At 72.8% G+C, this 25904-nt stretch carries 34 protein-coding genes and 2 pseudogenes; 35 read left to right on the top strand and 1 reads right to left on the bottom strand.

What is annotated here, in order from left to right:
• The first annotated feature begins 29 nt into the window (after positions 1–29).
• From ACWDRR_RS27445 to ACWDRR_RS27400, 10 genes are all read left to right on the top strand, one after another.
• Complete coding sequence (locus tag ACWDRR_RS27445; RefSeq protein ID WP_380384066.1) at positions 30–353, top strand: DUF6112 family protein; 324 nt, start codon at positions 30–32, stop codon at positions 351–353.
• Positions 353–1063 (top strand): hypothetical protein, encoded by a 711-nt coding sequence (locus tag ACWDRR_RS27440; RefSeq protein ID WP_449774902.1) that lies wholly within the window; start codon positions 353–355, stop codon positions 1061–1063. Before ACWDRR_RS27445 ends, ACWDRR_RS27440 begins: the two co-directional genes overlap by 1 nt.
• 33 nt (positions 1064–1096) lie before the next feature.
• Complete coding sequence (locus ACWDRR_RS27435) at positions 1097–2527, top strand: SCO6881 family protein (protein WP_449774956.1); 1431 nt, start codon at positions 1097–1099, stop codon at positions 2525–2527.
• A gap of 83 nt (positions 2528–2610) precedes the next feature.
• Positions 2611–4041: an SCO6880 family protein gene (locus tag ACWDRR_RS27430; RefSeq protein ID WP_449774901.1), complete on the top strand. Its 1431-nt coding sequence runs from the start codon at positions 2611–2613 to the stop codon at positions 4039–4041.
• A gap of 11 nt (positions 4042–4052) precedes the next feature.
• Entirely contained in the window at positions 4053–4496 is a 444-nt protein-coding gene (locus ACWDRR_RS27425) for a DUF6238 family protein (protein ID WP_449774900.1), read from the top strand.
• Between the two features lie 15 nt (positions 4497–4511).
• Positions 4512–6017: an ATP-binding protein gene (locus ACWDRR_RS27420; protein ID WP_449774955.1), complete on the top strand. Its 1506-nt coding sequence runs from the start codon at positions 4512–4514 to the stop codon at positions 6015–6017.
• On the top strand, positions 6014–6721 hold the full coding sequence (locus ACWDRR_RS27415; protein WP_449774899.1) for a hypothetical protein: 708 nt from the start codon (positions 6014–6016) through the stop codon (positions 6719–6721). The genes ACWDRR_RS27420 and ACWDRR_RS27415 overlap by 4 nt, the downstream gene beginning before the upstream one ends.
• 40 nt (positions 6722–6761) lie before the next feature.
• The gene (locus ACWDRR_RS27410) at positions 6762–7172 is read left to right on the top strand and encodes a hypothetical protein (RefSeq protein WP_380384049.1); all 411 of its coding nucleotides are present in this window, start codon (positions 6762–6764) and stop codon (positions 7170–7172) included.
• A complete protein-coding gene (locus tag ACWDRR_RS27405; RefSeq protein ID WP_449774898.1) occupies positions 7169–7930 on the top strand; it encodes a hypothetical protein in 762 nt (253 codons plus the stop codon). The genes ACWDRR_RS27410 and ACWDRR_RS27405 overlap by 4 nt, the downstream gene beginning before the upstream one ends.
• A gap of 24 nt (positions 7931–7954) precedes the next feature.
• Positions 7955–8332 (top strand): hypothetical protein, encoded by a 378-nt coding sequence (locus ACWDRR_RS27400; protein ID WP_449774897.1) that lies wholly within the window; start codon positions 7955–7957, stop codon positions 8330–8332.
• Here the strand turns inward: ACWDRR_RS27400 and ACWDRR_RS27395 are convergent.
• Positions 8283–8681, bottom strand: coding sequence for a hypothetical protein (locus ACWDRR_RS27395; protein WP_449774896.1), 399 nt, complete (start codon positions 8679–8681; stop codon positions 8283–8285). The genes ACWDRR_RS27400 and ACWDRR_RS27395 overlap by 50 nt on opposite strands.
• A 33-nt stretch (positions 8682–8714) precedes the next feature.
• Here ACWDRR_RS27395 and ACWDRR_RS27390 point away from each other — a divergent pair, with 33 nt between their 5' ends.
• From ACWDRR_RS27390 to ACWDRR_RS27270, 25 genes and pseudogenes are all read left to right on the top strand, one after another.
• On the top strand, positions 8715–9551 hold the full coding sequence (locus ACWDRR_RS27390) for a hypothetical protein (protein ID WP_449774895.1): 837 nt from the start codon (positions 8715–8717) through the stop codon (positions 9549–9551).
• A gap of 35 nt (positions 9552–9586) precedes the next feature.
• A complete protein-coding gene (locus ACWDRR_RS27385) occupies positions 9587–10054 on the top strand; it encodes a hypothetical protein (protein WP_449774894.1) in 468 nt (155 codons plus the stop codon).
• 5 nt (positions 10055–10059) lie between these two features.
• On the top strand, positions 10060–10506 hold the full coding sequence (locus ACWDRR_RS27380) for a hypothetical protein (protein WP_449774893.1): 447 nt from the start codon (positions 10060–10062) through the stop codon (positions 10504–10506).
• Positions 10503–11102, top strand: a complete 600-nt coding sequence (locus ACWDRR_RS27375; protein ID WP_449774892.1) for a hypothetical protein — start codon at positions 10503–10505, stop codon at positions 11100–11102. The genes ACWDRR_RS27380 and ACWDRR_RS27375 overlap by 4 nt, the downstream gene beginning before the upstream one ends.
• 7 nt (positions 11103–11109) lie before the next feature.
• Positions 11110–11544 (top strand): hypothetical protein, encoded by a 435-nt coding sequence (locus tag ACWDRR_RS27370; protein ID WP_449774891.1) that lies wholly within the window; start codon positions 11110–11112, stop codon positions 11542–11544.
• Between the two features lie 14 nt (positions 11545–11558).
• Positions 11559–12416 (top strand): DUF317 domain-containing protein, encoded by an 858-nt coding sequence (locus ACWDRR_RS27365; protein WP_449774890.1) that lies wholly within the window; start codon positions 11559–11561, stop codon positions 12414–12416.
• Between the two features lie 75 nt (positions 12417–12491).
• Positions 12492–14259 (top strand): annotated as a pseudogene (locus ACWDRR_RS27360) (type IV secretory system conjugative DNA transfer family protein).
• 47 nt (positions 14260–14306) lie between these two features.
• Positions 14307–15158, top strand: a complete 852-nt coding sequence (locus ACWDRR_RS27355) for a hypothetical protein (protein ID WP_449774954.1) — start codon at positions 14307–14309, stop codon at positions 15156–15158.
• Positions 15155–15526, top strand: coding sequence for a hypothetical protein (locus ACWDRR_RS27350; protein WP_449774889.1), 372 nt, complete (start codon positions 15155–15157; stop codon positions 15524–15526). The genes ACWDRR_RS27355 and ACWDRR_RS27350 overlap by 4 nt, the downstream gene beginning before the upstream one ends.
• 32 nt (positions 15527–15558) lie before the next feature.
• Complete coding sequence (locus ACWDRR_RS27345; RefSeq protein WP_449774888.1) at positions 15559–16455, top strand: hypothetical protein; 897 nt, start codon at positions 15559–15561, stop codon at positions 16453–16455.
• An 89-nt stretch (positions 16456–16544) separates the two neighbouring features.
• Positions 16545–17903: a DNA cytosine methyltransferase gene (locus ACWDRR_RS27340; protein WP_449774887.1), complete on the top strand. Its 1359-nt coding sequence runs from the start codon at positions 16545–16547 to the stop codon at positions 17901–17903.
• Positions 17904–18457: 554 nt separating this feature from the next.
• The gene (locus ACWDRR_RS27335; protein WP_449774886.1) at positions 18458–19594 is read left to right on the top strand and encodes a DnaB-like helicase N-terminal domain-containing protein; all 1137 of its coding nucleotides are present in this window, start codon (positions 18458–18460) and stop codon (positions 19592–19594) included.
• A gap of 18 nt (positions 19595–19612) precedes the next feature.
• Positions 19613–20197 (top strand): hypothetical protein, encoded by a 585-nt coding sequence (locus ACWDRR_RS27330; protein WP_449774885.1) that lies wholly within the window; start codon positions 19613–19615, stop codon positions 20195–20197.
• Positions 20198–20261: 64 nt separating this feature from the next.
• Positions 20262–20714: a hypothetical protein gene (locus ACWDRR_RS27325; RefSeq protein WP_449774884.1), complete on the top strand. Its 453-nt coding sequence runs from the start codon at positions 20262–20264 to the stop codon at positions 20712–20714.
• Positions 20711–21364 (top strand): hypothetical protein, encoded by a 654-nt coding sequence (locus ACWDRR_RS27320; RefSeq protein ID WP_449774883.1) that lies wholly within the window; start codon positions 20711–20713, stop codon positions 21362–21364. Before ACWDRR_RS27325 ends, ACWDRR_RS27320 begins: the two co-directional genes overlap by 4 nt.
• Positions 21365–21410: 46 nt before the next feature.
• Positions 21411–22013, top strand: a complete 603-nt coding sequence (locus ACWDRR_RS27315) for a hypothetical protein (RefSeq protein ID WP_380384005.1) — start codon at positions 21411–21413, stop codon at positions 22011–22013.
• 17 nt (positions 22014–22030) lie between these two features.
• A complete protein-coding gene (locus ACWDRR_RS27310) occupies positions 22031–22669 on the top strand; it encodes a hypothetical protein (protein WP_449774882.1) in 639 nt (212 codons plus the stop codon).
• Positions 22666–22857, top strand: coding sequence for a hypothetical protein (locus tag ACWDRR_RS27305; protein WP_449774881.1), 192 nt, complete (start codon positions 22666–22668; stop codon positions 22855–22857). The genes ACWDRR_RS27310 and ACWDRR_RS27305 overlap by 4 nt, the downstream gene beginning before the upstream one ends.
• Positions 22844–23185 (top strand): annotated as a pseudogene (locus ACWDRR_RS27300) (DNA cytosine methyltransferase); the annotation flags it as partial. The gene ACWDRR_RS27305 and the pseudogene ACWDRR_RS27300, both read left to right, overlap by 14 nt.
• A 145-nt stretch (positions 23186–23330) precedes the next feature.
• The gene (locus ACWDRR_RS27295) at positions 23331–23663 is read left to right on the top strand and encodes a hypothetical protein (RefSeq protein WP_380383999.1); all 333 of its coding nucleotides are present in this window, start codon (positions 23331–23333) and stop codon (positions 23661–23663) included.
• A 113-nt stretch (positions 23664–23776) separates the two neighbouring features.
• The gene (locus tag ACWDRR_RS27290) at positions 23777–23941 is read left to right on the top strand and encodes a hypothetical protein (RefSeq protein WP_380383996.1); all 165 of its coding nucleotides are present in this window, start codon (positions 23777–23779) and stop codon (positions 23939–23941) included.
• A 103-nt stretch (positions 23942–24044) separates the two neighbouring features.
• A complete protein-coding gene (locus tag ACWDRR_RS27285) occupies positions 24045–24362 on the top strand; it encodes a hypothetical protein (protein ID WP_380383993.1) in 318 nt (105 codons plus the stop codon).
• Positions 24277–24612 carry a DUF4913 domain-containing protein gene (locus tag ACWDRR_RS27280; RefSeq protein ID WP_380383990.1) on the top strand — a complete coding sequence of 112 codons (336 nt, stop codon included), beginning with the start codon at positions 24277–24279 and terminating at the stop codon, positions 24610–24612. Before ACWDRR_RS27285 ends, ACWDRR_RS27280 begins: the two co-directional genes overlap by 86 nt.
• Positions 24613–24624: 12 nt before the next feature.
• A complete protein-coding gene (locus ACWDRR_RS27275; RefSeq protein ID WP_449774880.1) occupies positions 24625–25371 on the top strand; it encodes a hypothetical protein in 747 nt (248 codons plus the stop codon).
• A complete protein-coding gene (locus tag ACWDRR_RS27270; protein ID WP_449774879.1) occupies positions 25368–25901 on the top strand; it encodes a hypothetical protein in 534 nt (177 codons plus the stop codon). Before ACWDRR_RS27275 ends, ACWDRR_RS27270 begins: the two co-directional genes overlap by 4 nt.
• The last annotated feature ends 3 nt before the right edge of the window (positions 25902–25904 follow it).

Here is a 25904-nt window from a genome sequence, read left to right as displayed (position 1 = left end):
TACCCCGCCCCCTAGCACGTGGAGTGTGATTGACCACCTACCTCGCCAACGCCGCCGCCAAGGTCCAGCAGCTGGCGTTCGACCCCGGCATCAAGCCCTCTGAGGGCGGACTCCCCGGCCTCGACGTGCTCAAGAGCACCGTCGGCTCGATCAACCTGTTCGCGATCATCGCGGTCGTCGGCGCGCTGTGCGTCTCCGGCATCGTGTGGGCGTGGGGCCACCACACCGGCTCTCACGGCAGTGAGCAGAAGGGGAAGCAGGGCGCACTTGTTGCGGCCGGCTGCGCGCTTCTCCTCGGCGCCGCGAACGGCATCGTGAGCTTCTTCTCCAACGTGGGGACGAGCGTCCACTGATGCCCACGCCCCAGCCGTTCAAGCCCGGCGGCCAGTCCCTCATGGTCCGCCGCGTGCTCGTCGGCCTGGTGGCGCTGGTGACCGTCGCCCTGGTGGCCGGGCTCATCGCCCGGTACACCGGCGGCGGCCACCGCAGCCAGGCCGCCCCCACCGCCACCAGCACTGCCACTCCCGGCACGGCCCCCAGCAGCGGGCCCACCGCCGGGCCGAGCACCGCGCCGTCCGACTCGGGCGGCACGGCGGCCACCAACCCGGTGGCCCCGCCGCCGCACACCAGCGATCCGATCGTCTTCGCGAAGGCGTTCGCGCAGGCGCTGTGGACCTACGACACCCGCACCGCGTCCCAGTCGCAGCAGCTCGCCGGGCTGCGCGCTTGGCTGACCAGCGAGAGCACGTACGCCGATCCGGCCGCCCTGGCCAGCCAGGTTCCCGACCCCACCCTGTGGGACCGGATGCGCGACAACGGCCAGTTCGCTACCGGGAAGGTCAACGAGGCGCACCTGCCGACCGCGTTCAACCAGGCCGTGGCTGCCGACCCCACCAAGCTCACGGTGGCCTACATGTACGCCGTCACTGTCACCGGTTCCCAGACGATCACGTGGACCGGCGGCGGTCGGGGCGACGAACAACGGGCGATCACCCTCGCCGTGCAGTGCCGTCCCGGCCGCGACTGCGCGCTCGCGTCCATCGCCCCGACCGTCTACCCCTGACCCGCCCCCTATAAGAAAGGAGGGGGGTGCCCTATCGGGTTCTGCGACCTCCCCCTCGCAGGCGTCTTGTGCGACGCCACCCCCGGTGGCATCGCCGACTCGATCACCGGCTCCATCGGCAACTGGATCGCGCGCAGTTGCGGCGACCTCGCGCAGAGCGCGGCCAACCTCGCCTCCCAGGCGGTGGACTCCACCACCTCCGTCGACCTGGGCGCCAGCTGGTTCCGTGAGAACTACGCGATCATCCTGCCGATCGGCCTGGTCGCGATCGTCGCCACCTTCTGCCTGCAACTCATGCGGGCCGCCTGGAAACGCGACGGGCAGGCCCTGGCCCAGGCCGTAACAGGAACGATCTCCGGCGTCCTGTTCTCGTTCGTCGCCGTCGCCGGCACCAGCATCTGCCTGACGGTTGTGGACGCCTTGTCCAACGGCCTGTTCAAGGTCGCCAACAGCAGCACCTCGGACGCCGTCACCCGGGTCATCAAGATCGGGATGATCGCTAGCACCTCCGGCCTCGGGTGGGGCGTCCCGTCCCTGGTCGCCCTCGGCTGCGTCGTGGGCGCCGTCATGTACTGGGGCACGATGGTGCTGCGCAAGGTCGCCATCCTCGTGCTCGTCACGCTGGCCGTCTTCGCCGGAGCAGGCGGCGGCTGGGAGCCGGCGGCGCGCTGGCGTCGGGCGTGGATCGAGGCCACGGCCGCCCTGGTGTTCAGCAAGTTGGTCATGACCATCGTGTTCTTGATCGGCGTCTCCGCGATCGGCAACTCCAACAGCAAGGACGGCATCGGTGCCCTGTCGGACATCATGTCCGGCATCGTCGTGATGGTCCTGGTCCTGCTGTGCCCGATGATGACCTACAAGTTCATCCACTGGGCCGCCGACGGCCAAGCCTCCGACCTGCACCGGACCACCAGCGCGGGCCTGCAGACCGCAGCCGCCGCGGCTCGCAAGGGCGCCACCATGGCGGCGAGCGCCGGAAGCGGCGGCGCGGCAGCCGCTGCCGGAGCCTCCCCGCAGGGCCCTGCGAGCGTCCCCGGTCAGGGCAGTGCCATCGGCAGCACCCCGTCCCCGTCGAGCACCCCCTCCGACACCCCGGCCCAAACGAACTTCGCCTTCCCCGGCACCGGAACGGGCGGCGGTGCGGGCGCCGTGTCGAAGCCGCTGATCACCCGCGCTGCCTCGGGCACGGGTCAGCCGCTGATCACCCGCGCCGCTGGATCCGCCAGCAGCACTTCGGACGGCGGAGCCGCACCCGCTTCGGCCGGTGAGGGCAGCGGCGGATCGTCACCGGCTGTAGCGGCTGCCGCCGCACCCGGCAGCCCCGGCGCATCGGTCCCGATCGTCCGCGGCGTCCGCCCGGCAGCCCCGCGAGGCTCCTCGCCCGCACCGGCCGGCCCGGCGACCTCCACCGCACCGGTCGCCCCGGCCCCTGCGGTGGGTCCGCCGTCCACTCCGCCCGCCTGATCCCGCCCCGGCCGGGGCGCTGACCCCACCGCCCCGGCCGGCCCCACCAGGAGTCGCCCCTGTCCACCGAGTTCCTCTCCACCGTGCGGTTCCCGACCCGCTCCCGTCGCGGCATCCTGCTCGGCCTGAGCCCCGCCCAGCTGACCGTCGTCGGCCTCGCCGGCGCCCTGCTGCTGGTGACCATGGTCGCCAGCGGCCTGGTCGGCGCGGTTCTCCTCACGCCCGTCTGGGCAGTGGCCGCCGCACTCGTCCTCATCCGCTTCCACAGCCGCTCCGTGGCAGATTGGGCCCCCATCGTCATCCGCTACTACCTGCGCCGCGCCAAGGGACAGCTGATCTGGCTGGCCCGCCCCAGCTCCCGGCCCCGCCGCGACGGTCTGCTCCACCTGCCCGGAACCGCGGCGAGCCTGCGCGCGGTCACCGCCCCTGGCGGGACCATGGGCGCCGTCCACGACCCCGAGCGCGGCACCCTGATCGCCGCCGTCCGCGTCACCTCCCGCGCCTTCGCCCTCCTGGACGCTCCCGCCCAGTCCGCCAACGTATCCGGGTGGGCCCGCGCCCTGGCCGCGCTCGCCCGCACCGGCTACATCGGCGCGGTGCAGGTCATCGAGCGCACCGTGCCCGACAGCGGCGACGCTCTGCAGCGCTACTGGGCCGAGCACGGCGACCCCGCCACCCCGGTCGCCGGGCAGGTCTACCAGGAACTCCTGGCAGCGGCAGGCCCGACCGCCGCCCCGCACGAGGCGTACATCGCCATCGCCCTCGACCTCAAGGCCGCCCGCCGCCTGATCGGCGAGGCCGGCGGAGGGTTGACCGGCGCCTTCACCGTCCTGTCGCAGCTCACCCCGGGCTTCGAGCAGTCCCTGCGCAACGCGGGCCTCACCCCGTCCGGCTGGCTGAACGGCTGCGAGTTCGCCGCCGTGATCCGCAGCGCCTACGACCCCAAGTCGCTTGCCGCGATGGACCAGTGGTCCGACACCGGCCGCGCCGAGGCCGACCCCGCCGCAGCAGGACCGGTGGTCCTGGTCGAGGAGAGCGAGCGCATCACCAGCGACACGGCCTGCCACGCCGTCTACTGGATTGAGCAGTGGCCGCGCAGTGAGGTGAGCCACGGCTTCCTCCACAGCCTGGTCTTCTCCGCCGGCGTGCGCCGCACCCTGTCCCTGCACTACGGGCCCGAAGACCTCGACGCTGCCCTGAAGGCGGTTCAACGCCGCAAGGCCAGCATCGTCGCCGACGCGGCCGAGCGCGTCCGCAAGGGCCAGGTCGACTCGGAGGCGGACTCCATGGAGTACGCCGACGCCAAGGAGCACGAACGCGAACTGATCTCCGGGCACGCCGACGTCGACTTCACCGGCCTCGTGGTCGTCAGCGCCGACACCCCCGAAGATCTGCGCCGCCAGTGCGCCACGATCGAGACCGCCGCCGCCAGCACCAGCCTGGACCTGCGCCTCCTGAAGTTCGAGCAGGCCGAGGCGTTCTCCCGCGCCGCCCTGCCGCTCGCCCGGATGTGACAGGAGACCTCGTGCCACACTCTCCCTCCGATGGCCCGCGGCTGCTGCGGTTCGCCACCGCCGCCGTGGACGTCCACCACCACACGAGCCTTCCGGACCAACTCCCTGCTTCCCGAGTCGAGTTGGATGCTCTCCACGCGCACTGCATTGCCCTGTTCCGGCTCGTCGACACCCACACCGCGACCACCAGGCCGCACCAGCCCGCCGAAGCCGACCAGCTCCACGCCGCCCGGATCCGCCTGTGGCAGACCGCGGACGCCCTCCACGCCGCCTACCACCGCGCCCCCCGCGCCGACGGCCGCGCGCCCACCCGCGAAGCCTGCGCACTGCGACTGCCAGAGGGCGCGCCCGACCTGGCCATCTGCCAGCGGCACACCCTCGCCTCCGCCCGGATGCGGCGCATCTCCACCCCCGCCGAGCTGCGCGGTACCCCGACCTCCTCCTCCCGCACCTGATTAGGAGAAACGTTCCTGCGCTCCTCCGCCTCACCCCTGTTCACCCCCAGCCGCTCCGACCGGGCCTCCCGCCGCCAGGCCCGCCGCGACCTCGCCGCCGCCCGGCGCACCGCCCACGACAACTCCCGCCCGACGCGCACCCGCACCCGACGCGAAGAGAACGAGGAGCTGCGCCCGTTCTACCCGGCCGGCGGGCGCCCCGGACCCGCCTCCCTGCGCGGCGGCAAGCTCAAGCTCCCCGCACACAGGATGACCACCGCGACCGCCTCCGGGGCCTACCCGTTCCTGGCCGAGGGCGGCCTCGGCAGCTCCGGCGTCCTCATCGGCCGCGACGTCCACGCCGAGGCGTCGTTCGTTTTCGACCCGTTCGCCCTGTACGGCAAGGTCGAGAACTTTACGAACCCGAACTGCTTGATCGCCGGGGTCATCGGCCAGGGCAAGTCCGCGCTGGCGAAGTCAATTGCCTTGCGCTCCACGGCCTTCGGCTACCGCGTCTACGTGGCGTCCGATCCGAAGGGCGAGTGGACGAGCGTCGCGCAGGCCGTAGGCGGCACCACCATCGCCCTGGGCCCCGGACTGCCCGGTCGGCTCAATCCGCTGGACGCGGCTGCCGCGCCGGAGGGCATCGACGAGGTGTCCTGGGCCAGCGAGGTCCGCAAGCGCCGCCTCTTGCTGCTCGGCAGCCTGGCCCGGACCGTCCTGCGGCGCGACCTGCGGCCCATGGAGTACACCGGCCTCGATGTCGCGCTGGACACCGCCGTCCAGCAGGCCGCCGCTGCCGGCCGGGTGCCGCTGCTCGGCGACGTCGCCGCCATCCTCGGCCAGCCCGCCCTGCTGGATGAGGCGCTCGGCGACCCATCCCGCCGCGTCGGCGAAGCCTCGCAGGACCTCTCCCACGCGTTCCGGCGGCTGATCACCGGCGACCTCGCCGGAATGTTCGACGCGCCGTCCACCGCCGTCTTCGACCCGCGCAGCCCGATGCTGACGATCGACCTGTCCCGGCTCGGCTCCACCGGCGACGACACCGCACTCACCCTCGCGATGACCTGCGCGTCCGCGTGGATGGAGGCCGCCCTCAGCGACCCCAACGGCGGGCGCCGTTGGGTGATCTACGACGAGGCATGGCGCATCATGCGCCACGCGGCGCTGCTGGAGCGGATGCAGGCCCAGTGGAAGCTGAGCCGCGGGCTGGGCATCGCGAACATGTTGATCATCCACCGCCTCTCCGACCTGCTGTCGGCCGGCGACCAGGGCTCGCGCGCCCGCGCGCTCGCCGAGGGCCTGATGACCGACTGCGCCACTCGCGTCATCTACCGCCAGGAGGCCGACCAGTTGGCGGCCACCGCCGGACTGCTCGGCCTGACCGGTGTGGAGACCGCCGCAATCTCCCAGCTCGGCCGTGGACGCGGCCTGTGGAAGGTGGCAGGCCGGTCGTTCATTGTTCAACATCTGCTCCACAAGGCCGAGTTGGAGCTGTTCGATACGGACGCCCGTATGCATGATCCGGGGCATCCGGCGTGAGCCCGCTCGTCGTCACCGTCGGCCGCCGCCCGGACCTGGATCTGCTCGTCGCGGCGGCAGCGGACCGCCGCAGCGCGCAGTTGCTGGAGCAGGCCGGGTTCGTCCGCGACGACGCGCTCGACCTGCACCGCCCGCGCCGCGACACCGCCGCCTCCATCGCCGAGCGGCAGCTTCAGGACGCGAGCCGACTGCTTACCGCCGCCGGCTACGGCGTCACCAGGGTATACAGCGAGACTGAGCAGCGCGCACGTATCCAGAACCGGCCCTCGTGGGTCGAGGACAGTCCGTTGCAGACCACGGGCAGGACGGCGCGGTCGGACCGGGTCACCGCCGACGTCTGCAACGGGCACCTGGTCCTGCTGGCCTCCCACGATTCCCCGTACGAGAGCCGCGAGTTGCTCGGCCGCTACGCCGCCAGCGGCGAGGGTGCCATCTTCTACACGGAGGCTGCAGGCGGGGAGCCCTTCTACGGCATCGGCCGGTACGCGGACCTGGACGCAGCCCTCGCGGCGTGGACGGCCTCCGGCTACTCCGCCGAGGTCCCAGCCGTCGGCCCGCGCCGGGCCGCGGCTCTCAGCTCGTCGCCTTCCCGGCCGACACGCACCGCCTCCGCGGCGCCGGCCTCTGCCGCTCCGGTGCCGCCACCCGCCGCCCGGGTGCTCCCGCCGTGGCCGACCACCGGCCGCGCATCGCCCCCGTTCTAACCGGTCCGGCGCTCAACTTCCCATCTCTGCTTGGAGATCCATGCCTAACACCCTGACCCGACTGGACGAGCGCCTGGAGGCCGCCACCGGCGACTCGCTCTCCTCCCTGGCCGCCAACGAGGCCCGCGCCGACGCGGCCACCGCCCGCCTCGTCCAGGCTCACCGCACCCTGGTCGCTGCCGAGACCCGCGTCTCGTTCCTGCGCGTCAAGCTGATCAACATCGCTGCGGCGCGCCGCCGGGTGGACGACACCGTCCTCGACCAGCTCGACGCCCAGCTGGAGGCCCTGGAGACCGCTGCCGACCAGCGCGACCAGCTGGAGACGGAGCTGCTGCTCCTGATCCAGGCCCGCGAGGAGGAGGCCGAGCAGGCGGCCGAACGCGAGCGGGCTGCGGCAAGCGCCCCGGCCCGGTCGGTCCTGGTGATCCAGGGCGCTCCCCGGCGCCGATGACCGGGCCGCACGTGGCCTTCGGCTGGGACTTCGACGCGGGCGAGTTCGCCGTCATCCGGGGGCAGCCCCCGCCGATCGCCGGGGAGATCCTCTACCAGGCCGGCTTCTGGTACCGCGCGCCCGAGGTCGAGCAGAACGGGTGGCGCCAGCGCCCCAGCGTCGAGGCGCACGACCAGATCCAGCGTGCTGTCGACGCCCTGCGGGCCCTGTCGCAGTCCGGCGTGCCAGTGGCGAACTGGCACCGGCCCGAGCAGTCCCCGCCGCAGGTCCTGGCCTACTACGAGTGGCTCCAGTCGGCCGAGCCGTTCCCGGACGCCGACCTGGCCACCGTGACCGCCCGCAGCACCGCGGAACTCGAGCTGCGCGAGGGGCTGGCGGATCCGCTCAGCCGGGAGATCGCGGCCGACGTCCGGGACGGTCGGATCGTCGTCGAGGCGATCCAGAGGTTCGACGACGACCACTGGTGGCTCGCCCGGCTTGCCGAACAGCTCGACCAGGAACGGCAGTTCGTGATGATCCGCTACAACTCGAACGACCGGTACCTGTCCGGAACCGACTGGTGGAACCCCTCCTACGGGGATATGCCGCGCCGCGACTTCCGCGCCCTCTACCAGCGCGACACCGCGCGTCCCGACCCGGCCAGCCTTCGCGCAGCCGCCGCGGTCCGCGCGCCACTGACCCGGATGGCCGCTGCCCCGTCCAGCCCACCGCCGCGAGCACCGACGGAGCCGCCGCCCGGGGCGTCCCGGAGCCGCTGAACACCGATCCCACGGAGCCAACTCGTGCACAACGATGCCGAATCCACCCACCCCTCCCGTGTCACGTTCCGGCGGTTCCGGGAAGCCGGTATCACCGCCACCACGGCCAGCCGGGACCAGGCGGTGCACCAGGCGCTGAAGGACGCCGGATTCGCACTCGGCCTGCCCGCCGCCCCCGAGCGCTACTCGCTCGCGAGCCGGGACACGGACCAGCAGAACCACGCCACAGACCGGGCCATCGCCGCCCTGGGCCAGCTCGGCGTCGAGATCGCCGTCCGCAACACCCCGCCCGGCCGCGCGGGTGCCGCCCGCGCCGGGACCAGTCCCACCCGGGTCATCGCCGCGCCCGCAGCTACGGCCGCCGCCGGCCAGGAGCCGGTCCGGTCGACAGCCCGCCGCTGAACCTCCCCTTCCCCGCCTCCACCAGGAGTAGCGCATCACCCCCCATCACGTCGCCATCACCCGAGATCCGCAGTACGGGATCGCCGCCTCCCTGGACGCCGATGCCGACCCGGCAGCCCGCGAGGTCCTGATCCGCGCCGGGTTCCGGCCGCTCGCCGACGGCCGTCTGACCATCGACGCCGCCCCCGACCAGCAGAACCTCTTCCTCCACGTCCGCCAGACCGTCGCCTTCCTGCGCCACAGCGGGGTCCAGGTCGAGGCCGCCTCGGAGTTCGACTACACCCCCGCCAGCCAGCCCTCGCTGCCGAGCCCGGCCCAAGCCGCCGCCGGTGCGGACGCCGTCGTCCACCTCGCGCCGCCTGCGCCGAGCCTGGCGCACGAGGTGGCCATCGGCCGGCACCCGCAACTGGGCATCATCGCTCGCGTCCCCTTCGTCCAGCCGCACATCAGGCCGGTGCTCGCCGAGGCAGGGTTCGTGCGCCTTCCTCCTCCCAGGTCCGACCTCTTCGCCCTCGACGAGCCGGAGCACGAAGGCGACCGCCGTGCCACCCGCGCGGTCGCCCAGCTGCGTAACCAGGGTGTGCGTGTGGCGACCGACCTCGCCTTCGAACCCCTGGGCGGCCCGTACGTGCCGACCGATCCGTTCGCCACCCGGCTCATCGCCGCCGTGGACCGCACCCCAGCTTCCCCGGAGCCGAGCCCAGCCGCCGAGCAGACCGACCCCTTCGCCACCCGGCTCATCGCCCCCGAGGACCGGACTCAGCCCTCACCCGCGCCATACGCCGCCGGCCAGTCCGACCCGTTCGGAACGGTCGTACACACCGGGCCGAGCGCCCAGGACCGCGGGGCTGACGCGCTGCTGCACGACCGCGTGGCGATGAACAACGAGGTCGCCGCGAGCCTGCGCGCCATCAACGCCCAGTTGCGCTCCGATCCCGCTGGCGTGGACTTCTCCCGCGTGGAATCCGTGATCGCCCAGGCGGACACCGTCCTGGCCGGCAACAGCCGGGACCTCGCAGGCGTCGCCGCCCGTCCCGCCACCGCAGTGGCCGCGCGTCCGAGTTCGGCGAACCCTCGCGCCCGCGCCGCGCTCGCCACCGGCGGCCGGGTCCGCTCCAGCGCCGCTCTCCACGCGCAGAGCGCCGCTTCCGCCGCAGCCGCCGTCCCCGCCGTCGACCCCCGCATCCAGTGGGCCGCCGGCCACCAGAACTCCCGCTAAGGAGAGCCAACTTGGCCGTAAAGAAGATTTGGGCCGTGGAGCATTCCTGCGGCCACAGCGTTGACCACGACCTGTCGGACCGCGCCGCCGACAAGCGCGCGGGCTTCGCCCGCTGGCTGGCGGAACGTTCCTGCAAGGAGTGCTGGCTGGCCGAGCGCCAGACGGACACCGCCTCCCGCGAAGCCTGGGTGGCCGAGCGCCGCGCCGCCGAACAGCAAGCCGCCACCGAGTGGGCCGAGCAGTTCCGCATGCCCGCCCTGGATGGGCCGCCCAAGGCCGTGCCGTGGGGCGAGCGCAGCCGCCACCAGCTGGTTACCGGCGCCTACCGGGTCCTCGTCGAAGAGGGCGACCTGGACGAGGGCGACTGGCAGGAGATCGAGGACCAGGTGCGCCTGCTCGACAAGGCGACCTGGTGGATCGACCAGCGCGACGCTGCCCCCGGCGACCTGCCCGAGCTGGTGGCCGCCGCGCACGACGCCCGCACCACCGAGAACCCGTACTGAGCCCCGTGACCGAGCGCCTCTTCCACTTCTACGTCGACGGCTCGGAGCACGGCCCCTACCCCGGTCTGGTCGATCCCCGCGACACCACCGGGCTCATCGGCCCCTACTGCTCTCCGGCCTTCTCCCGGCGCGCCGCGGAGCAGATCGTCGCGGACCTACACAAGGACAACTGCGGGCTGACCGCTCGGTGGGACGGCGAGGTCCTCACCTTCGACTGGACGCGCGACTACGACGGTGACGGCGGCACCGAGTTCGTGGCCCCGGACGAGCGCGGTCTGTACCGGATCGGAGGTCGTTGGCCGTGGGACTACGACGGCCCCCTCGACGCCGCCGAGCGTCACCAGGCGGCACTCGCCCGCTCGGCCACCCGGTCAGCTGCCGGTCTGCCACCGAACGCGGAACCGGTCACGGTGGCCGTGGTCTCAGCCGCCGCGTCCGCGCTGGGAAGGTGACCATGCACCCGGTGATCTCCCGCTACTCCTCGGCGCAGGACCTGATCGCCGGCCTGGCCACGGCGGCATCCCACCGGGAGCAGCCGCTGCGGCTGGTGGACGCCTGGCGGTCGGTTCCCGAACTCGCCGCGCTCAACCAGCAGGCATTCGTCGCCGAGCTGACCGCCCATCTTCCCCGGGCAACAAGCCCGTCCCAGGCGGTGAGGTCCCGGATGGTGTGGCAGTGCACGCTGCGTACCGACCCTGACAGGGCCCCCGCCCCCGACCACCGGTTCGCCGAGGTCGCCCGGCGGATTCTGGCCGCCACCGGCATCGCCGTACCGGGCGACCCTGCCGCCTGCCGCTGGGTCCTCATCCGCACGGACCCGCACGAAGCCCGCGTCCTGGCCCCGCTGGCGCGCGCCGACCAGAGCCTCGCCGAGACCTCGCGCGACCGCTCCCTCGCCCTGGCCGTGTGCCAGCTGGCCGAGTACGAGGACCGCAACCCCCGCTTCACGGCAGCCCGTTCGGCCTCGGGGCCGCGCGGCACCGTCGTGGCCGCGCCCCCGGCCGTCATCCCGCAGACCGCGGCCCGCCCCCTCCACCGTCCCCTGTAGGAGCCCCGTGCCCACCGACCCCACCCTCGCCCTCGTCGAGGCCGCGGTCGCCCGTGCCAGCGACGCGCTGCGGCAGATCGAGCGACTGGCGCCCGAGCTGACCGCGGAGCACGCCGCCGACGTCGTCCAGTGGCTGGGCCTGCGCCCCGGACCGGCACACCGACTCGCCGCGGCGTTCACCGCCCTGGGCAACCAGCTCGGCACCGAGCTGGGCGACCAGCCAGAGGTCTGGGAGCCCGTTCTCGACGCAGGCTCCCGGATCGCCTCCGCCGGATTCCGCGCGGCGGCCCCGGCCAGCGACCTCCTCATCGGCGGTACCCGCCACCGCGCCGCCAACGCCACCTCCCCGGCCATCCGGACCGCTGGCCCCACCCCGCAGATCCATGCCGCGCCCGCCGCCGTCACCCCGCACTCCCGGATCGTCGAGCCGCCCCACCGTTGACCCCGGAGAACCCGATGCCCCCCACAGCCGAGGACGAGTTCCTCGTCCGCCCCCGATACCTCGCAGGAGCCGGCGAGACCAGCCGCGTGCTTCAACCGCTGGTCCACGTGCACAGCTGGCCGCACCAGAACACCCCAGCCAGCGGCCGGATCGCCGCCACCAGCCCCTGCGGCCGGATCGAGGTGGCCGCCGAGATCGCCGTGTTCCACCTGTGGCGGATCACCATCCGGACCCGCCCGCACGACGCGGAACCGCGCTGGTGGGCGACGTTCAGCAAGGAGACCCCGGCCGAGATCGTCGGCGCACTCGTCCAGGCCCTGGCCGCAGACCGGCACGTGGCTCCCGAGGCGATCGTCACGGAGTGGCCCGGCCATCCGACCGCCGGGTGGCGCCCGCTCCTCAAGGCAGGCTGGGCCGCCTCCGACCTGACGGCCGTGTGCTTCCAGGACCCGGACGGCACGGTCTCGATCATCGACGCTCCCACCGGGCCGGCCGCCAGGGTCGTGGACGGCATCCGGTTCACCTCCCCCGATGGCACCGCCTCCCTGACTCACAGGCCCAAGCCGGACAGCCAGTTCGGCGAAGCCATGGGGCCCTGGATGGTCAAGGTCGCCTTCGGTCCGAACTGGAAGGACCAGTGGAGCGCGGTCCTGTCCGCCGCGACCCCGATGCGCTACCTGAACATGCTCACCTCGGCTGTCGTCGACCCGGCCCCAGTCGTCCGGACGTCGTCGCAGATCAGCAGCGCCACCCGTGCAGCCGCCGCGACTCGCCCGGCGCCGCCTCGGTCCCGCAACCCCTTCGCCTATGTCGAGGCCGAGTTCGCCAGGTCCGACCCCCGCCATCCGACTCAGGGCCACCCTCGCCGCTGACCAGAAAGGCCCCCGTCCTGACCGCCCCGATCGCAGCCGGGCGGCCAACTCCCCTCCCCCGTAAGGATCCACCCCCTGCCCGCCACCCCGAAAAGCCCCTCGCAGAGTCCGGGCACCGACGCCCTGCTCTACGCGCTGATAGGTGCAGGCGCCGCCCTCGCCGTCTTCGGCTCCCTCGCCTGGATCGGCGGCAACACCGCCAACTCCCTGACCGGAAGCGGCCCCTGGCACGCCCCCTACGAGCCGGTCACCGCCGCGCTGCACCCCGGCCAGCTCTACCCGCACCTGTCGTCGCCGGCGCTTCTGATCGCCACCCGCGTCGTCCCCGGCATCGCCGCGCTCGCCCTCGCTGCCACCGGCCTGTGGCTGTGGTCCCGGCACCGGAGCAAGCCCAGCGGCCTCGCCACCTCCCGCGACCTCGCACCGCTGCTGCCCGCCGAGATCACCGCCAAGGCACGCGACCTGCGTCCGAGTCTCGCGGACTGTAAAAGACCGGGCAATCCGCCCCGACGAGAGCGGGTTGCTGCTCGGCAACCTCGCGCCGTCCGGCCCGGAGGTCCGCGCCTCCTGGGAGGACGTGTGCGTCGCCATCATGGCGCCGCGAAGCGGCAAGACCACCAGTTTGGCCGTCCCGGCGATCCTGCGGGCCCCCGGCCCCGTCCTACTGACCAGTAACAAAGCCGCGAGGGATGCCTACACCGCGACCTTGGAGGCGCGGTCCGAGGCAGGCCGGGTCTGGACCATGGACCCGCAGGGCATCGCTCACACCCCGCAGGGCATGTGGTGGGACATCCTGGCGGACGCCAAGGACCTCCCCGGTGCCCGCCGCCTCGCCGGGCACTTCGTCGCCGCGGCGGTCAACGAAAGCTCCCAGGGGGATTTCTGGAGCACTGCCGCCCAGAACACCTTGTGCGCGCTTTTCCTGGCCGCCGGATGTGACCGGCGTCCGATCACGGATGTTCTCAAGTGGCTTGCGGTGCCGTCCAACCGGACGCCTATCGACATTCTCCGCGACCACAAGCTGCTCGCTATCGCGGACCAGCTGCAGGGCACTGTTTCCGGTGCCGTCGAAACTCGCGACGGAATCTATGAAACCGCCCGCCAGTACGCGGCTTGCCTACTCGACCCGAAGATCTCCCGGTGGGTCACCCCGAATCCTGACCTACCTCAGTTCAAGCCCGAGGAATTCGTGACCGACCGGGACACTCTCTATCTGCTGTCCAAGGACGGCGGTGGATCTGCGGGCGCCCTTATCGCTGCGGCAGCGGACTCCGTGATGCGTACCGCGGTCATCGAGGCCGAGCGCGCCGGCGGACGGCTCGATCCTCCGCTGCTCGCGATCCTCGACGAGGCCGCGAATGTCTGCAAAATCTCGGACCTCCCCGACCTGTATTCCCACCTGGGGTCACGCGGGGTCATCCCGATCACCATTCTGCAGTCGTACCGCCAGGGCCAGAAGGTTTGGGGCGAAGCGGGAATGGACGCGATGTGGTCCGCCGCCACGGTCAAGGTCGTGGGCTCCGGAATCGACGACGCCGATTTCGCGGACAAGCTCTCCCGACTGGTCGGCGACCACGATGTCGAAACCGTGTCGCACTCCACATCGGAATCCGGGCGGTCCACCTCGACCAGCATGCGCCAGGAACGCATTCTGCCGCCGGACCAGATCCGCGCGCTGCGCAAGGGCACCGCGCTGCTGTTCGCCACCGGCATGCGCCCCGCCATGCTTGACCTGCGGCCTTGGTACAAGGAGCCGGGCGCTGGAGCGATCGGCAAGGCGTCCTCCCGCCAGACCGACCTCATCACCGAGCGGGCCCTCGCCGCGGCGGGTGAGGCCGCGTGACTGTCACTCCCGGACCCGCCAGCCGAATTTTGTCTCTCGGCGCCGGCGTGCAATCCACTACGCTTCTCCTGCTGTCCGCGCTCGGCGAGCTGCCGAAACTCGACTACGCCATTTTCGCCGATACCGGCTGGGAGCCCGCGGCCGTTTACCGGCATTTGGACGACGTGGAGCACCGGGTCGCCCGCCCCGCCAACATCCCGATCCTGCGAGTAGCCTCGGGCAATATTCGAGAGGACGCCCTCGACCCGGGCCACCGATTCGCCTCCATGCCCCTTTACATCCTGAACCAGGACGGCAGTCCTGGAATGACCCGGCGCCAATGCACCGGCGAATATAAGATAAAGCCGATTAAGCGGGAAGTGCGCCGAATTCTCGGCTACCCCTACCCGGCCCGAGTGCCGCGCGGAGTGTACGTCGAGCAGTGGATCGGGATCTCGACGGATGAATTCCATCGCGCCAAGGACTCGGATGTCAAGTATACCCGCCACAGCTTTCCCCTTATCGACCTGGGGCTGTCGCGCGAGGACTGCCTGAAGCTCCTTGCCGACCACGGCTGGGCGTCCACCCCGAAGTCCGCGTGCCTTGGGTGCCCATTCCATGGGAATGCCCAGTGGAGGCAGATCCGTGACGGATCGCCTGCAGAATGGGCTGACGTCGTGGAGTTCGATGCCGCGATCCGCGCGGGCAATGCGCGGGCGAATTCCGAGGGGCGTCCTCTACTGGGGCAGGCTTATCTGCACCGTTCGCGCCAGCCGCTGTCCGTTGCCCCGATCGACCGACTCAGCCGCGCCGAGCTCCGTGCCTTGGAGCAGCTCACGCCGGCGGAGGACGAGCTGGAGAACGGTCCCGAGGACGGATGCTCCCCGTTCAGCTGTCGCTCGGGAGAGGCGGTCGCGTGACTGCCCCTGCCACCAACGCCTCTCATCTGGACCGCCTGCATCGCGCCGGCCAGGACTCCGAACTCGCGGCCGTCCTCGACTCGGCGGAGGAGGGACTCCTCGCTCCGCTCCACCAGTTCCTGGAGCACGCCGCAGAGGTCTTCCGCCAGCGGGGCGACCTCCGGTCGGCCGACGCCCTCGACGCCCACAAGGCAACGATCGAGGAGGTCGGCAACGAACTCCACTACCTCGCCGAGGACTTGGCCGCCCCTCCTCGCACGGGCCGCGCCGCCGCCGCGACCTCCACCACGGTCCGCGCCGCCGCCGCTGCCGCCTCGGAGCCTGCGCCTACCTCGACGCCGCCCCCGCGTCCGGTCCGTACGCGCTGACCGTCTCCCCCATTCCCACCAGGAGGTACCGCATGTCTCCCTGGATCGAGTCCGTCGACCAGGCGGAGGCCCTGCGCCTGATCTGCCCCCTACCGGACGGCACCGTCGTCGGGCTGCGGCAGGTGGCCCGCCGCGGCGACATGGTCGTTGCCGCCGAACTGGCCCAGACCATTCGAGAGGACACCTGGAGCGGTGTCCGCATCCGTGTCGTCTCCCCGTCCGCCGGACCGGTCGACGCCAACTGGTTCGGCTTCGCGAAGCACGGTGTCTTCAACGAGATTCACCGCGCACCCTCCGCGCGCGACGGCGGTGGCGAACTCACCCGCTACAACGCCGACGTGATGCTGATCCCCGAGGGCATCGACGCCTTCCGCCTTCGCGACGCCGTTGCCGAGTACACCGCTGTCTTCGCAGCGCCGCCTCCAGCGGAGTTCACCGCATCCGCCCACCTGGGCGCCGTCTTCAGCATGGCCCGCCGGCTGGACCACCTCGGCTCGATCAAGCCGGAGACCCTGGCCGGCCGGGCCTTCGGGTACGCGGAAGTCCTGCGGGACGTCGCGGGAGAGATCCACCGCGACCTGCTGCCGCTCACAGGAGAGCGGCGTGCTGCCGACAACGCGCCGGTCGAGGTAGCCGAGGGGCTGGCCGCGCTGCGCAAGCTCCGCGCCGCGATGACGACCCTCGCCCACAGTGCCGACGAGGCCGCCCACCCCGGCTTCGCGGACGTGTTCAGGGAGCATGCGGAGGACCTGGACGCGATCGACAACGAGATCACCGCCGACCTCGCGGCGGACCGCGCCGCTTCGGGCGGAGCCCGCGTCGGCGCTGCGCTTCGCGCCTCCGCCGCGCCGGCACCCTCCTGGTCGGCTGCCAGCACCCCGTTGTCCATCTCGGAGCCCGACCGGCCGCAGGATCGGGGGCGACGCTGAGCTACCGGTACCCGGAGATCCCGCCGCGCGACTTCCAGCCGCGGCTGTCCACGGCCGGCGACCTGCGTTGGCCCACCGAGGGTCCACAGATGGGCCCGTGGACGCACGAGCAGCTCGTCTCCCTCGCCCATCCCTGGCCCGTGGCCTGGTTGTTCCCGCCCCGCGTCGGCGCCCCCCAGCGAGTTGTCAATTTGTTCGCCGGGCCTGGTGGTTGGGAGCAGGGCCTGCGGGTCCTGGACCCTTCGGGGTTCGACGTGGTCGGCGTCGAGATCGGCTGGGACGCCTCGGCGACCGCCGTCGCGGCCGGGCACCGGCGCATCGTCGCCGACGTGCGGACCCTCGACCCGGTTCACCCCGCGCTGCGGTACGTCGAGGGCCTCACGGTCAGCGCCCCGTGCCAGGTCTGGTCACCTGCCGGCAAGCGCGAGGGCCACCAGGAACGCAACATCGAGCTGCTACTCGACACCCTCACCATGGCGTGCGAGGCGACCTTCGGGCACTACCACGACACCGGGGAGTGCGAGGCTGCCGACATCTGCGGCATCTGCTCCGACCCCGACTGGGACGGCTACAACGGGTTCACCGGGCCGCTGTTGACCTTCGATGAGGCCCGCTCCCTGGTCCCGCAGATGAGCGACGAGCGCATCGGGCTGATCGCCGAGTCGCTGATCTGGGCGCTGGGGCTCACCGCCCGTTACGACAACCTCCGTTGGATGGCGATGGAGCAGAGCAGCGCTCTGCCGGAGGTGGTGCTGGAGGCCATCTCGGAGGAGTTGCAGATCGCCGACTGGTGTTCGGCCGACTACCAGGTCCTTGATGCAGCCGATGTGGGCGTCGCCGCCCACCGGCGGCGCGTCTACCTCGTGGCCGGGCGTCACCACTACGTGAACCTGCAGGTCATGCAGCCCGCCGCGCCGGTCCCCGGTCGCACGCTCGCCGAGGCCCTCGGCTGGCCGGAGGGCGTACGCGTCAACACCCGTGGCAACAGGCGGACTTCCGGCGGCAACGAGTTCTCGGCCGACCGCACCGCACCGGGCACCACCAGCAAGATCCGCGGCTGGTACTGGTCGGACAACAAGGACCGGAAGTACACGGTCCCGGAGGCGGCCCTCACCGTCGCAATGCCGGCCGACTACCCGTGGACCGGCTCCCGATCGTCCGCGTGCCAGCAGCTCGCCGACATTGTGATCCCCACCGAGGCCGCGCGGGTGGTCGGCGGCGCGATCCTGCGCAAGGAGTGGGAACGGCCTGTCTCCCAGTACCTGGAGACGATCTACAGCCCGGAGAGCCTGGCTCTGGCTGCCCCGGCCGCCGCCCAACCCGCATCGCCCCGGGTGACCGCGGCCACCTCCAGCGGCACCGCGCAGGTGCAGATGCTGCCCGGCTTCGACGACCTCTTCGTCGCAGCCGCACCCACCGCTCGCAGCCGGGCGGCCCGCCCCCGGTGACCCTTCCCCGGCTCCGGCACAGGCCCCAAGCGGGAGCCGGGGAAGGCCGCTACCCCCTCCACTACTTACGGAGACCCACCATCGACCGCACTCCTGACCGCCCGCCCGTCGTACCGGACCGGTCGTCCGGGCCCGGCGCCTGGGCCGCCTACCAGTCCGCGCTCTCCCGCTACGCCGCGCGGCAGGCCGCTGTCCGCCAGGCGCTCTGCGTCGGCAGGCGGGCCCCGATCGAACCTCCGCGGCCCCTCCCCGCGCCCCGCCGCCGCAGCTCAGGCCGCTGAGTTCTTCCTCGCTCGACCATCCCACCAACCTCCGCGACTCGTAACGGACTTGTTCACAGTGCACCCTCCTCTGCTACCTCCCGCCGTGCCGCCGCGCCCCCGCTCCGGCGCATACACCGACGCACCGCCCTCCCTTCCGATCTCGCGAATCGACGGGCGCTGGCACCTGACCGTCGGCCTGGGCCACGTCCCGATCGAGGACGACGCCCTCACACGCGACCTGGAGGCCCTCGCTGCGCTCCTCGCTCCCCCCGCCTCACCCGGGCGGCGCCCGTGAGCGTCGACAGCCCTGGCCTCAGCCCGCAGCTGGAGGCCGAGCAGGCGGTACTCGGTGCCTGCCTCCTCGTTCCCGGCCAACTGGACTCGCTGCGGAGCTGGTTGGAACCCCGGCACTTCCTGCGCCCGGCGCACGGTCAGTTCTTCGCGGTCCTGCTCGCCCAGCGCGACGAGACACCGCTGCCGACCACCAGCGACCAGCACCGCGACTGGGCGCTGCGGGCGATGGCGTCAGGCTCGCGCACCATCCCGGGCTTCAGCGCCAGCTACGGGCAGTCGCTGATCTCGGCGTGCCCGGAGGCGGACCACGCCGCCGCGTACGGGCGGATGGTGCTGGAGACCGCGGTGCGCCGGGCCTTGGAGCAGCACGCCCACCGGCTACTGGCCGCCGCCGAGAGCGGCTCCGTCCGCTCCACCATCGACCTGACGGCCGCGCTGCACACGGTGATCGACCAGCTCACGACGGCCTGGGGAACCATCGACGTCCGATCGACGAAGCCGCTGCCCGCGCCGGACGCCCAGGCCGGCCTCCGATCCGGACGCGCCGCATCGGCAGCCCGCGACAACGAGCGCATGCTGCTGGCCGCGCTGATCGAATCGCCTGCCCGGATCAGCGAGACCGCCACCTGGCTGACCGACAGCGACTTCATAGCCCCGGAGCACGGCGCGGTCTACCAGGCCCTGACCGCCCTGGCGCACCGCGGCGAGCCCGTGGACGAGCTCACCGCCCTGTGGGAGGTGCAGCGGCGCGGAGCCCTGGCCTCCGGGACAACCACGGTCGAACAGGTCCGGAGCCTGCTGGCACCGGGCATGCCGGGAGATCCGGACTACTGGGCCGAACGCGTCCTGCGAGCCTCGCTCCTGCGCGCCTCGGCCACCTCCGCGGGGATCGTCCGGGTCCTGGCGCTGGACGCCTCCGTCTCCGCCGGCACCCTCCTCGGCGACTCGCTGCGCGCCCTGGAGCCCGCCGACCGGCTGCAGCAGCGCCACCGAGCCGCCCTCGGGTCCACCGGTCCGGAGAGGCGCGGGCCCATTGTCCTGGGCGCCCGCCGCCAAGCAGCCACCCGCACTACCGCCGTCGGGCCGGACCGATCCGCCCGGCCCGCCGCCGAACCCTCCCCTCCACGCCGCTGACTCCCGAGCAGAGACCTCATGCCCCTACCTGTCCCCAACTCCAGCGCCGCCCAGCGGCTGCGCGCTGCGGCCGACCACGCCGAGGCGCTGGAGACCGCGCTTCCCCGCGCCTACCGCGAGGAGGGCGTGCCGGACCTGCCCGAACTGGCCGGTCACGCCGACGCGATCGACGAGCACCGCCGCTCCGTCCTGGACACCGCCGTCGTCCTGGCCGCGCGCCCACACCCGGCCACGGCCGAGCGGGTCGAGGCCCGAGCGCTCGCCGCGGCAGCCGAACGGCTGGCTCGGGCGGGCGCTGCGATCAGCCGCGGCGCCGCCATGGCCGCCCGACTGCACGAAGTCGAAGGCGTCGGCGGCCCAGCCGCCGAGGAGACCCGCGAGCGCGCCACCCGGCACGTCAACCACTCCCTCTCCCACACCCGCATCGCCATCCGCGAGACCGTGGAGCAACTACGCGCCGAGGCGACCCGGTTGTCGCTCACCACACCGTCCGGGCGCGGCCCGGCGGCCGTCGCGCGCTCTGCCGACCGCGGGGCCCGCATCATCGCCGCCCCTCCCACGCGCCCCGCCGACCAGCAGCACGCGGCCGGCCGACGCCGCTGACCCCGGAGTCACCCTGACCAGCACAACCCACACCTCCATCCGCGACCTGCCCACCGTCGCCGGGATGCTGCGACTGCTCGGCCGCGTCACAGGCGCGCCACCTGGGCCCGGCCAACTGGCACCCGACCCCGCCGCCGTCTCGGAACGGATGGCCCAGGCCCTCGTCTTCGAGCGCCAGTGCCGGCAGCTTTCCGCCGACAAAGCCGCTGAACCGCAGTTGGCCAGCGCCTACGCGGCAGCGGCCGTCCGCTCTGCCACGATCACCCGGCATCTCGGCGTTGCCCTCGACCTGTCCGTCAAGTGCGCCCTGACCGAGCGCGGTGCCCCGCGCAGTGCGGCCGAGTCGCTGCAGCAGCGCCGCCACAAGGCCGCGGTGGCGGCCCTGACCGAAGCCGAGAAGGAGGCCGATCTCGGCCACCATGAAGTCCTCGGCTTCGCCTCCCGGATCGCCGCCTCCACCGCCGACCCCCCGCCTGCCCAGCCGGTCGCTCAGCCCACGTCCCGGAGCCGCCGATGACCGGCGACCAGCACGAGGTGGGGCGGCTCCTGCGGAGCATGGCATCCGGCGCCCAGGAGGCGGCGGCGGGGCGACCCGGGCCTTCCGAACCCGTCGATGTCGCCGAGCAGCTCCAGGACGTGCTCGCGCTGCAACGGCACGCTGCCGCCAGCGCTGCCCGCTTCAACCAGGCGTCACCCGAGCAGGGCGCCGCCCGCACCGGCGCGCTCGTGTTCGCCTGGGCGGCTGCCCGCCTGGGACTGGTCGGCGCAGTCCTCGGGGAGACCCTGGAGGCCGCGGCCCACCTCTGGGACTCCGATATCGCCCCTCTCAACGCCCGGCAGTTCGACGTCCTGGAGGGCATCGTCGCCCAGGGGCTGGAGAGCACACAGCTTGGCCTGCGGGCCCTGTCGGCCGATCTCCTCGCCGCCAGCGCGGCCATCACCGCAGGGCCGCCCTGGCCGAACGTGCCGCTGCCTCCGGCCGCCGTCGCCTTCGCCGACCCGTCCGCACCGGAATCTGCGCCGATGCCGCCCGCCGCCGGCGAGCACGAGCCGCGCCCCGGCGCAGCCCGGCAGCGGACACGGCATCTCCTGATCGTGGCCTCGCCGCCTGCCGCCTCCCCCAGCACACCTCCAACTGCGGCCGTCCTGCCGTTCCGCCGTCCCTGACACGGCGCAAACCGCCCGACCGCCCCTTCACCGTACGGAGCCCGCCATGCCTACCCCCGACCCCGCACCGACCCCCGTCGACTACCAGAAGCGCCTTCGCCTGGTAGCCGACCAGGCCGAGGCACTGGCCAACGGACTGCCCGGCCCCCTCGCCGCCGACCCCGGCGTCCCGGACGCCCGCGTCGTCGCCCAGCAGCTCGGCGCCCTCCAGTTCGTGCAGAGCAGCGCGCTCGGCGCCGCCGACTACGCCAACAGCATCCCGCTCGACCCCTCCGCCACGAGCGCCGCCCGGCGGACCGCCATCGCCCTCGCCGGAGCGCACACCCGGGTCACGGAGGCGACGCGGCATCTCGCGCAACTCTTCCAGCACTCCGTCACCGCGGATGTGTGGGCGATGCCCGACGCGCAGCCGGTAGACCCGCGCCAGGTCTACGCCGCCGCTCGGCACCAACTCGGCGCCGCAGCACGAGAGCTGCGGAACGAGGCTGACCGCCTCCCGTCCGCCGGGATCTCCCATCTGCCCGCCGCGGCCCGCCAGCGTGCTGCGCTGACCCTGCCGCAGCGGCTGCGCCGCGCCTTCACCGGCCGCTCGGCCGAGCCCACTCCCGCCGCCGCCCTACCCCGCAGCTCCGCCAAGCCGCGCCGCTGAAACCCAGGACCCCCACCATGACCTCCAGCACCATCGAGACCCAGTCCCAGTGGCTGCTCGGCACCGCCGGCAACCTGCACGCCTTCCGCGAGGAACTGTGGCGCCTGTACACCTACCGCGATCCCCAGACCGTCCGCCTCGACGCGGTACTGACGGGGATGACCCAGGTGCAGCAGACGCTGCTGGCCAACTCCACCGACGAGTACGACACCGTCGCTCTCGACTCCACCAAGCCCGAGGACATCGCCTGGCGGCGGTGCACGGTGGCCTACGCCTACGCCGGGCTGCTGAACGCCAAGGCGATCCTGCGCCTGCAGCCCGCGGTCGTCTCCGCCACGCTCATCCGTCTCACCCCCGGGCCCGCCTACGCCTCGCCGCACCGCCTGGCCTACTTCAAGTCGCTCTCCGCCGGACAGGAGGTCCTCGACGAGGCCGTCTGGAAGCTGCGGGAGGCCGCGGAGCACCTGACCGGCCCGGAGCCCGAGCTGCTCAAGGCGTTCACCGGCGACGCAGCCTTCCGCATGGTCCGCTCGGCCGCCGTGACCGCCAAGCCCGCCCAGCCCAGCACCGCCCAGAAGGCGGCCGGGGCCGACGCCGTGGTCGTCGTCGCGCCGCCCAGCCGCGCCGCCAGCGCCCGCGCCGGGGCGCGCCGATGAAGGCACCCAACCGCGAGGGGCCGCAGATCGGGTCGATGTGCTCCGGCTTCGGCGGCCTGGACATGGGGGTGCAGGCCGTGCTCGGCGGCGAGGTCGTCTGGCACGCCGAGATGAACCCCTCCGCCGCGCAGATCCTCGCCCACCACTGGCCTAGAGACGCCAAACCTTGGCGATATCACTGCAGTTGACTGGTCGAGCGTCCCCCCGATCGACGTCCTGACAGCAGGCTTCCCCTGCCAGGACCTGTCGGTCGCCGGAAAGCGCGCCGGCCTGATGGAGGGCACCCGCTCCGGACTGTGGCTGACCATCGCCGACGCGATCGACGCCCTCAAGCCGAAGTTGGTGATCATTGAAAACGTACGCGGAATCCTCAGCGCAGCCGCTGCCGCGCCAGCCGATGGCGACCTGGAGTGCGGCTGGTGCGATCTGGGAGACAGCGGAGGTGAGCCTCCTCTGCGGGCACTTGGCGCGGTACTCGGAAGTCTGGCCAACCTCGGGATGGATGCGCGGTGGACGCTGCTATCCGCGGCAGCCGTCGGTGCCCCTCACCGCAGGGAGCGCCTCTTCCTCGTGGCCTGGCCCGGCAGCTCCGGGCCTGCCGACCCCGCGGGCGCGCGATGCGAAGGGCCCGGATGCCTGGAGGGCCGACCTGGGGCACACGGTGGCTCTGCTCAAGACTCCGACGAGCAACCTCGGGCAGATCGGCGGCAGCCAGCACCCGGACAAGCGCCGGTCGGGCGGCCACGGCCCGAACCTCTCGGACGAGGTGGAGCACCTGCTACTACCCACCCCGAAGGCCAGCGACGGGACGCACGGGGGCCCGAACTCCCGTGGGAGCAAAGGGGATCTGACGCTCCCATCGGCGGCGGCGCAGCTGCTGCCCACGCCGCGGGCCTCGGACACCGGGACGCCGGGGCGCCGGGCGGGGCAGGGGTTCCGGCCGCCGCTGTCGGCGGTCCTGCTGCCGCTGTGGGACCGGGTTCCGGAGGAGTGAGCCGGTGGGGCCCCTACGCCTCGGCTGTCGCCCGATGGGAGGCGGCCACCCGGCCTGCTCCTGAGCCTGTCGACGGCAACGGTCGCCTCGCCCCCGAGTTCGTCGAATGGATCATGGGCCTCGATGTCGGCCACGTCACCGGCGTTCCCGGGCTGTCGCGCTCGGCCCAGCTGACCGCTCTCGGCAACGGGGTGGTCCGCCAGCAGGCGGCTGCCGCGATGCAGCTGCTCGACGCCCCCGGTCTCCTCGCCGCCGCCTGCTGCGGCGGGCGGCGGTGAGCCGGGCGCGCTTATACCGCACGATCGGCCGGATGCGTCCGGCCGATCGCGGCGGAATCTTGTCTCACGACCCCGCGACCGCACCGAAAGGTCTCTTCCTCCCTTGACCGCATCCGAGCCCGACGAGGGCGCCGAGCCGAACTCCGGCTACAGCGGCGCCCAGATCGAGGCCCTGTCCGCGAAGCTCACCGCCCTGGCGGCCGGCTTCGACGCGCAGGCCGAGCAGCTGGCCACCATGTCGACCGCGCTGGAGCCCGAGGACGACGCCCCCGTCGCCGAGCCCATGTTCATCGTCGCCTTCGAGGACCCGGCCTACTGCAAAAGAGGTCGAACTCATGGTCCCGTGGGTCGACGAGATCTTCTCGAAGATCTACGGACCCGAAACCACGGCGAGTCGGCCGTGGTGCGTGCGCTGGCCTGAGCACCCCGAGGCCGTGGCGCGGCTGCACGCCCTCTGGCTCGCCTGGCAGGCCGCGATCGACCCCGAGTCGGGGGCCAACGGACCCAGCGCGTGGCAGCGCGACCACCTGGAACCGGCGCTGACGAAGCTGCGCGGCGCCGACGGTCCCTTCGGGGCGTGCACCAGCTCCGCCGGGCACGTTAGCCACCGCCTGCTGGAGCACCCGGCGCTGACCGACCCTGACTCCCTCACCCTCCCCACCTCGACCTGATCGGAGGCCGACATGCCCGACCTCAGCCTGCCCGAGTGGCAGCCCGCGGACCCCGCCTCCGCCCGTGCCCAGCAGCACTTCCTGGATGCCGAAGGGGTCTACGACCTCCTCATCGAGACCGACCCCGACGATCCCGAGCCCGGCAGCGACAACTTCCTGCTGTTCGAGGACCTCACCGCCTACCAGGGGAGCGACCAGCCCGCGCTCGCCGCGCACCTGCGCTACGGCGCCGACGGCACCTTCACCCTGAGCACCCGCCAGGCCCCCACCTTCACCATCGCTGCGGCGTGGCTGGTCGCCCGGGGCGCTGATGTCGGTGCCTTCCTCCACCGCGCCGGGCACTCCGGCTCCCCGGTCGACGAGCGCAGCGCCACGGTCGCCGCCCGGTTCATCTCCGACCACGCCCGCTACGAGCAGGTCGAGCACGCTGTCGAGCCCGGCGAGACGTGGGTGATGCTGCGCGACACCACCTCGGCCGGTGCCGCTGCCCCGTTCCTGCTCCAGCTGGAGGCCGGCGACCCGGAGCGCGGCTACACCCTGCGCGAGGGAAGCTTCTCCAGCCCGCAGGAAGTCCAGCAGTGGCTGGAGCACCGCCGTGCCGCGCTACCGCCCGTCGCCCAGGGCGCGGCCACCGTGGTCTACAGCCCGCAGGCGCAGGCGGCACGCGCCCGCACCACCGCCGTGCCCGCCAAGGGCACCGGCGCCGAGGCCGCCCCCGCAGCCGTCCCGGTACCCGCCGGGCGGCGGGCAGTGCGGTGAGCGAGCAGCGGCCGAGCAGTCCTCCGGTGGGCTTCTCCGCCCACCCGGAGGCGCTCGCCGACCTACTGGACGCACCGGCGGACGTACGGGACCTGGCGCTGGAATACCTGGACCGGCTGCTTCGCGCCGAGGTCCGCGGGCCGCTGCTCGACCAGCAGGGCGACCGCGACCTGCGCGATGCCCGCAAGCTCTACCTCGACGACCGAAACGCCTACAGGCTCGTCTACACCGAGCACCGCGCACCGAACAACCCCCGCCGCCTGCTCGGCATCCACCTGGTCGCGGTCGGGCGGCGCTTCAACATCGCCGTCTACAAGACGGCGGCCGAGCGGCTGCAGGCCGAACGGCTGAAGCAGGCCGCCGCGCAGGAGGCCCCGCGGTCCGGCATGCCGGCAAGGTTCCAGGCTGCCCTCGCCGCCTCTACCGGCCGGCCCTCACCGGCCCAGGCTGTCGCCGCCTCCCCCAGCGGCGCCCCGCCCACCGTGGTCGCCGCACCCGCCGCCCTCCCGCCAGCTGCCGTCCGGCGCTGACAC

Source organism: Kitasatospora sp. NPDC003701 (genome assembly GCF_053587085.1).
Note: the sequence above shows the minus strand (reverse complement) of the source record. Positions and strands in the feature narration are given on the sequence as shown.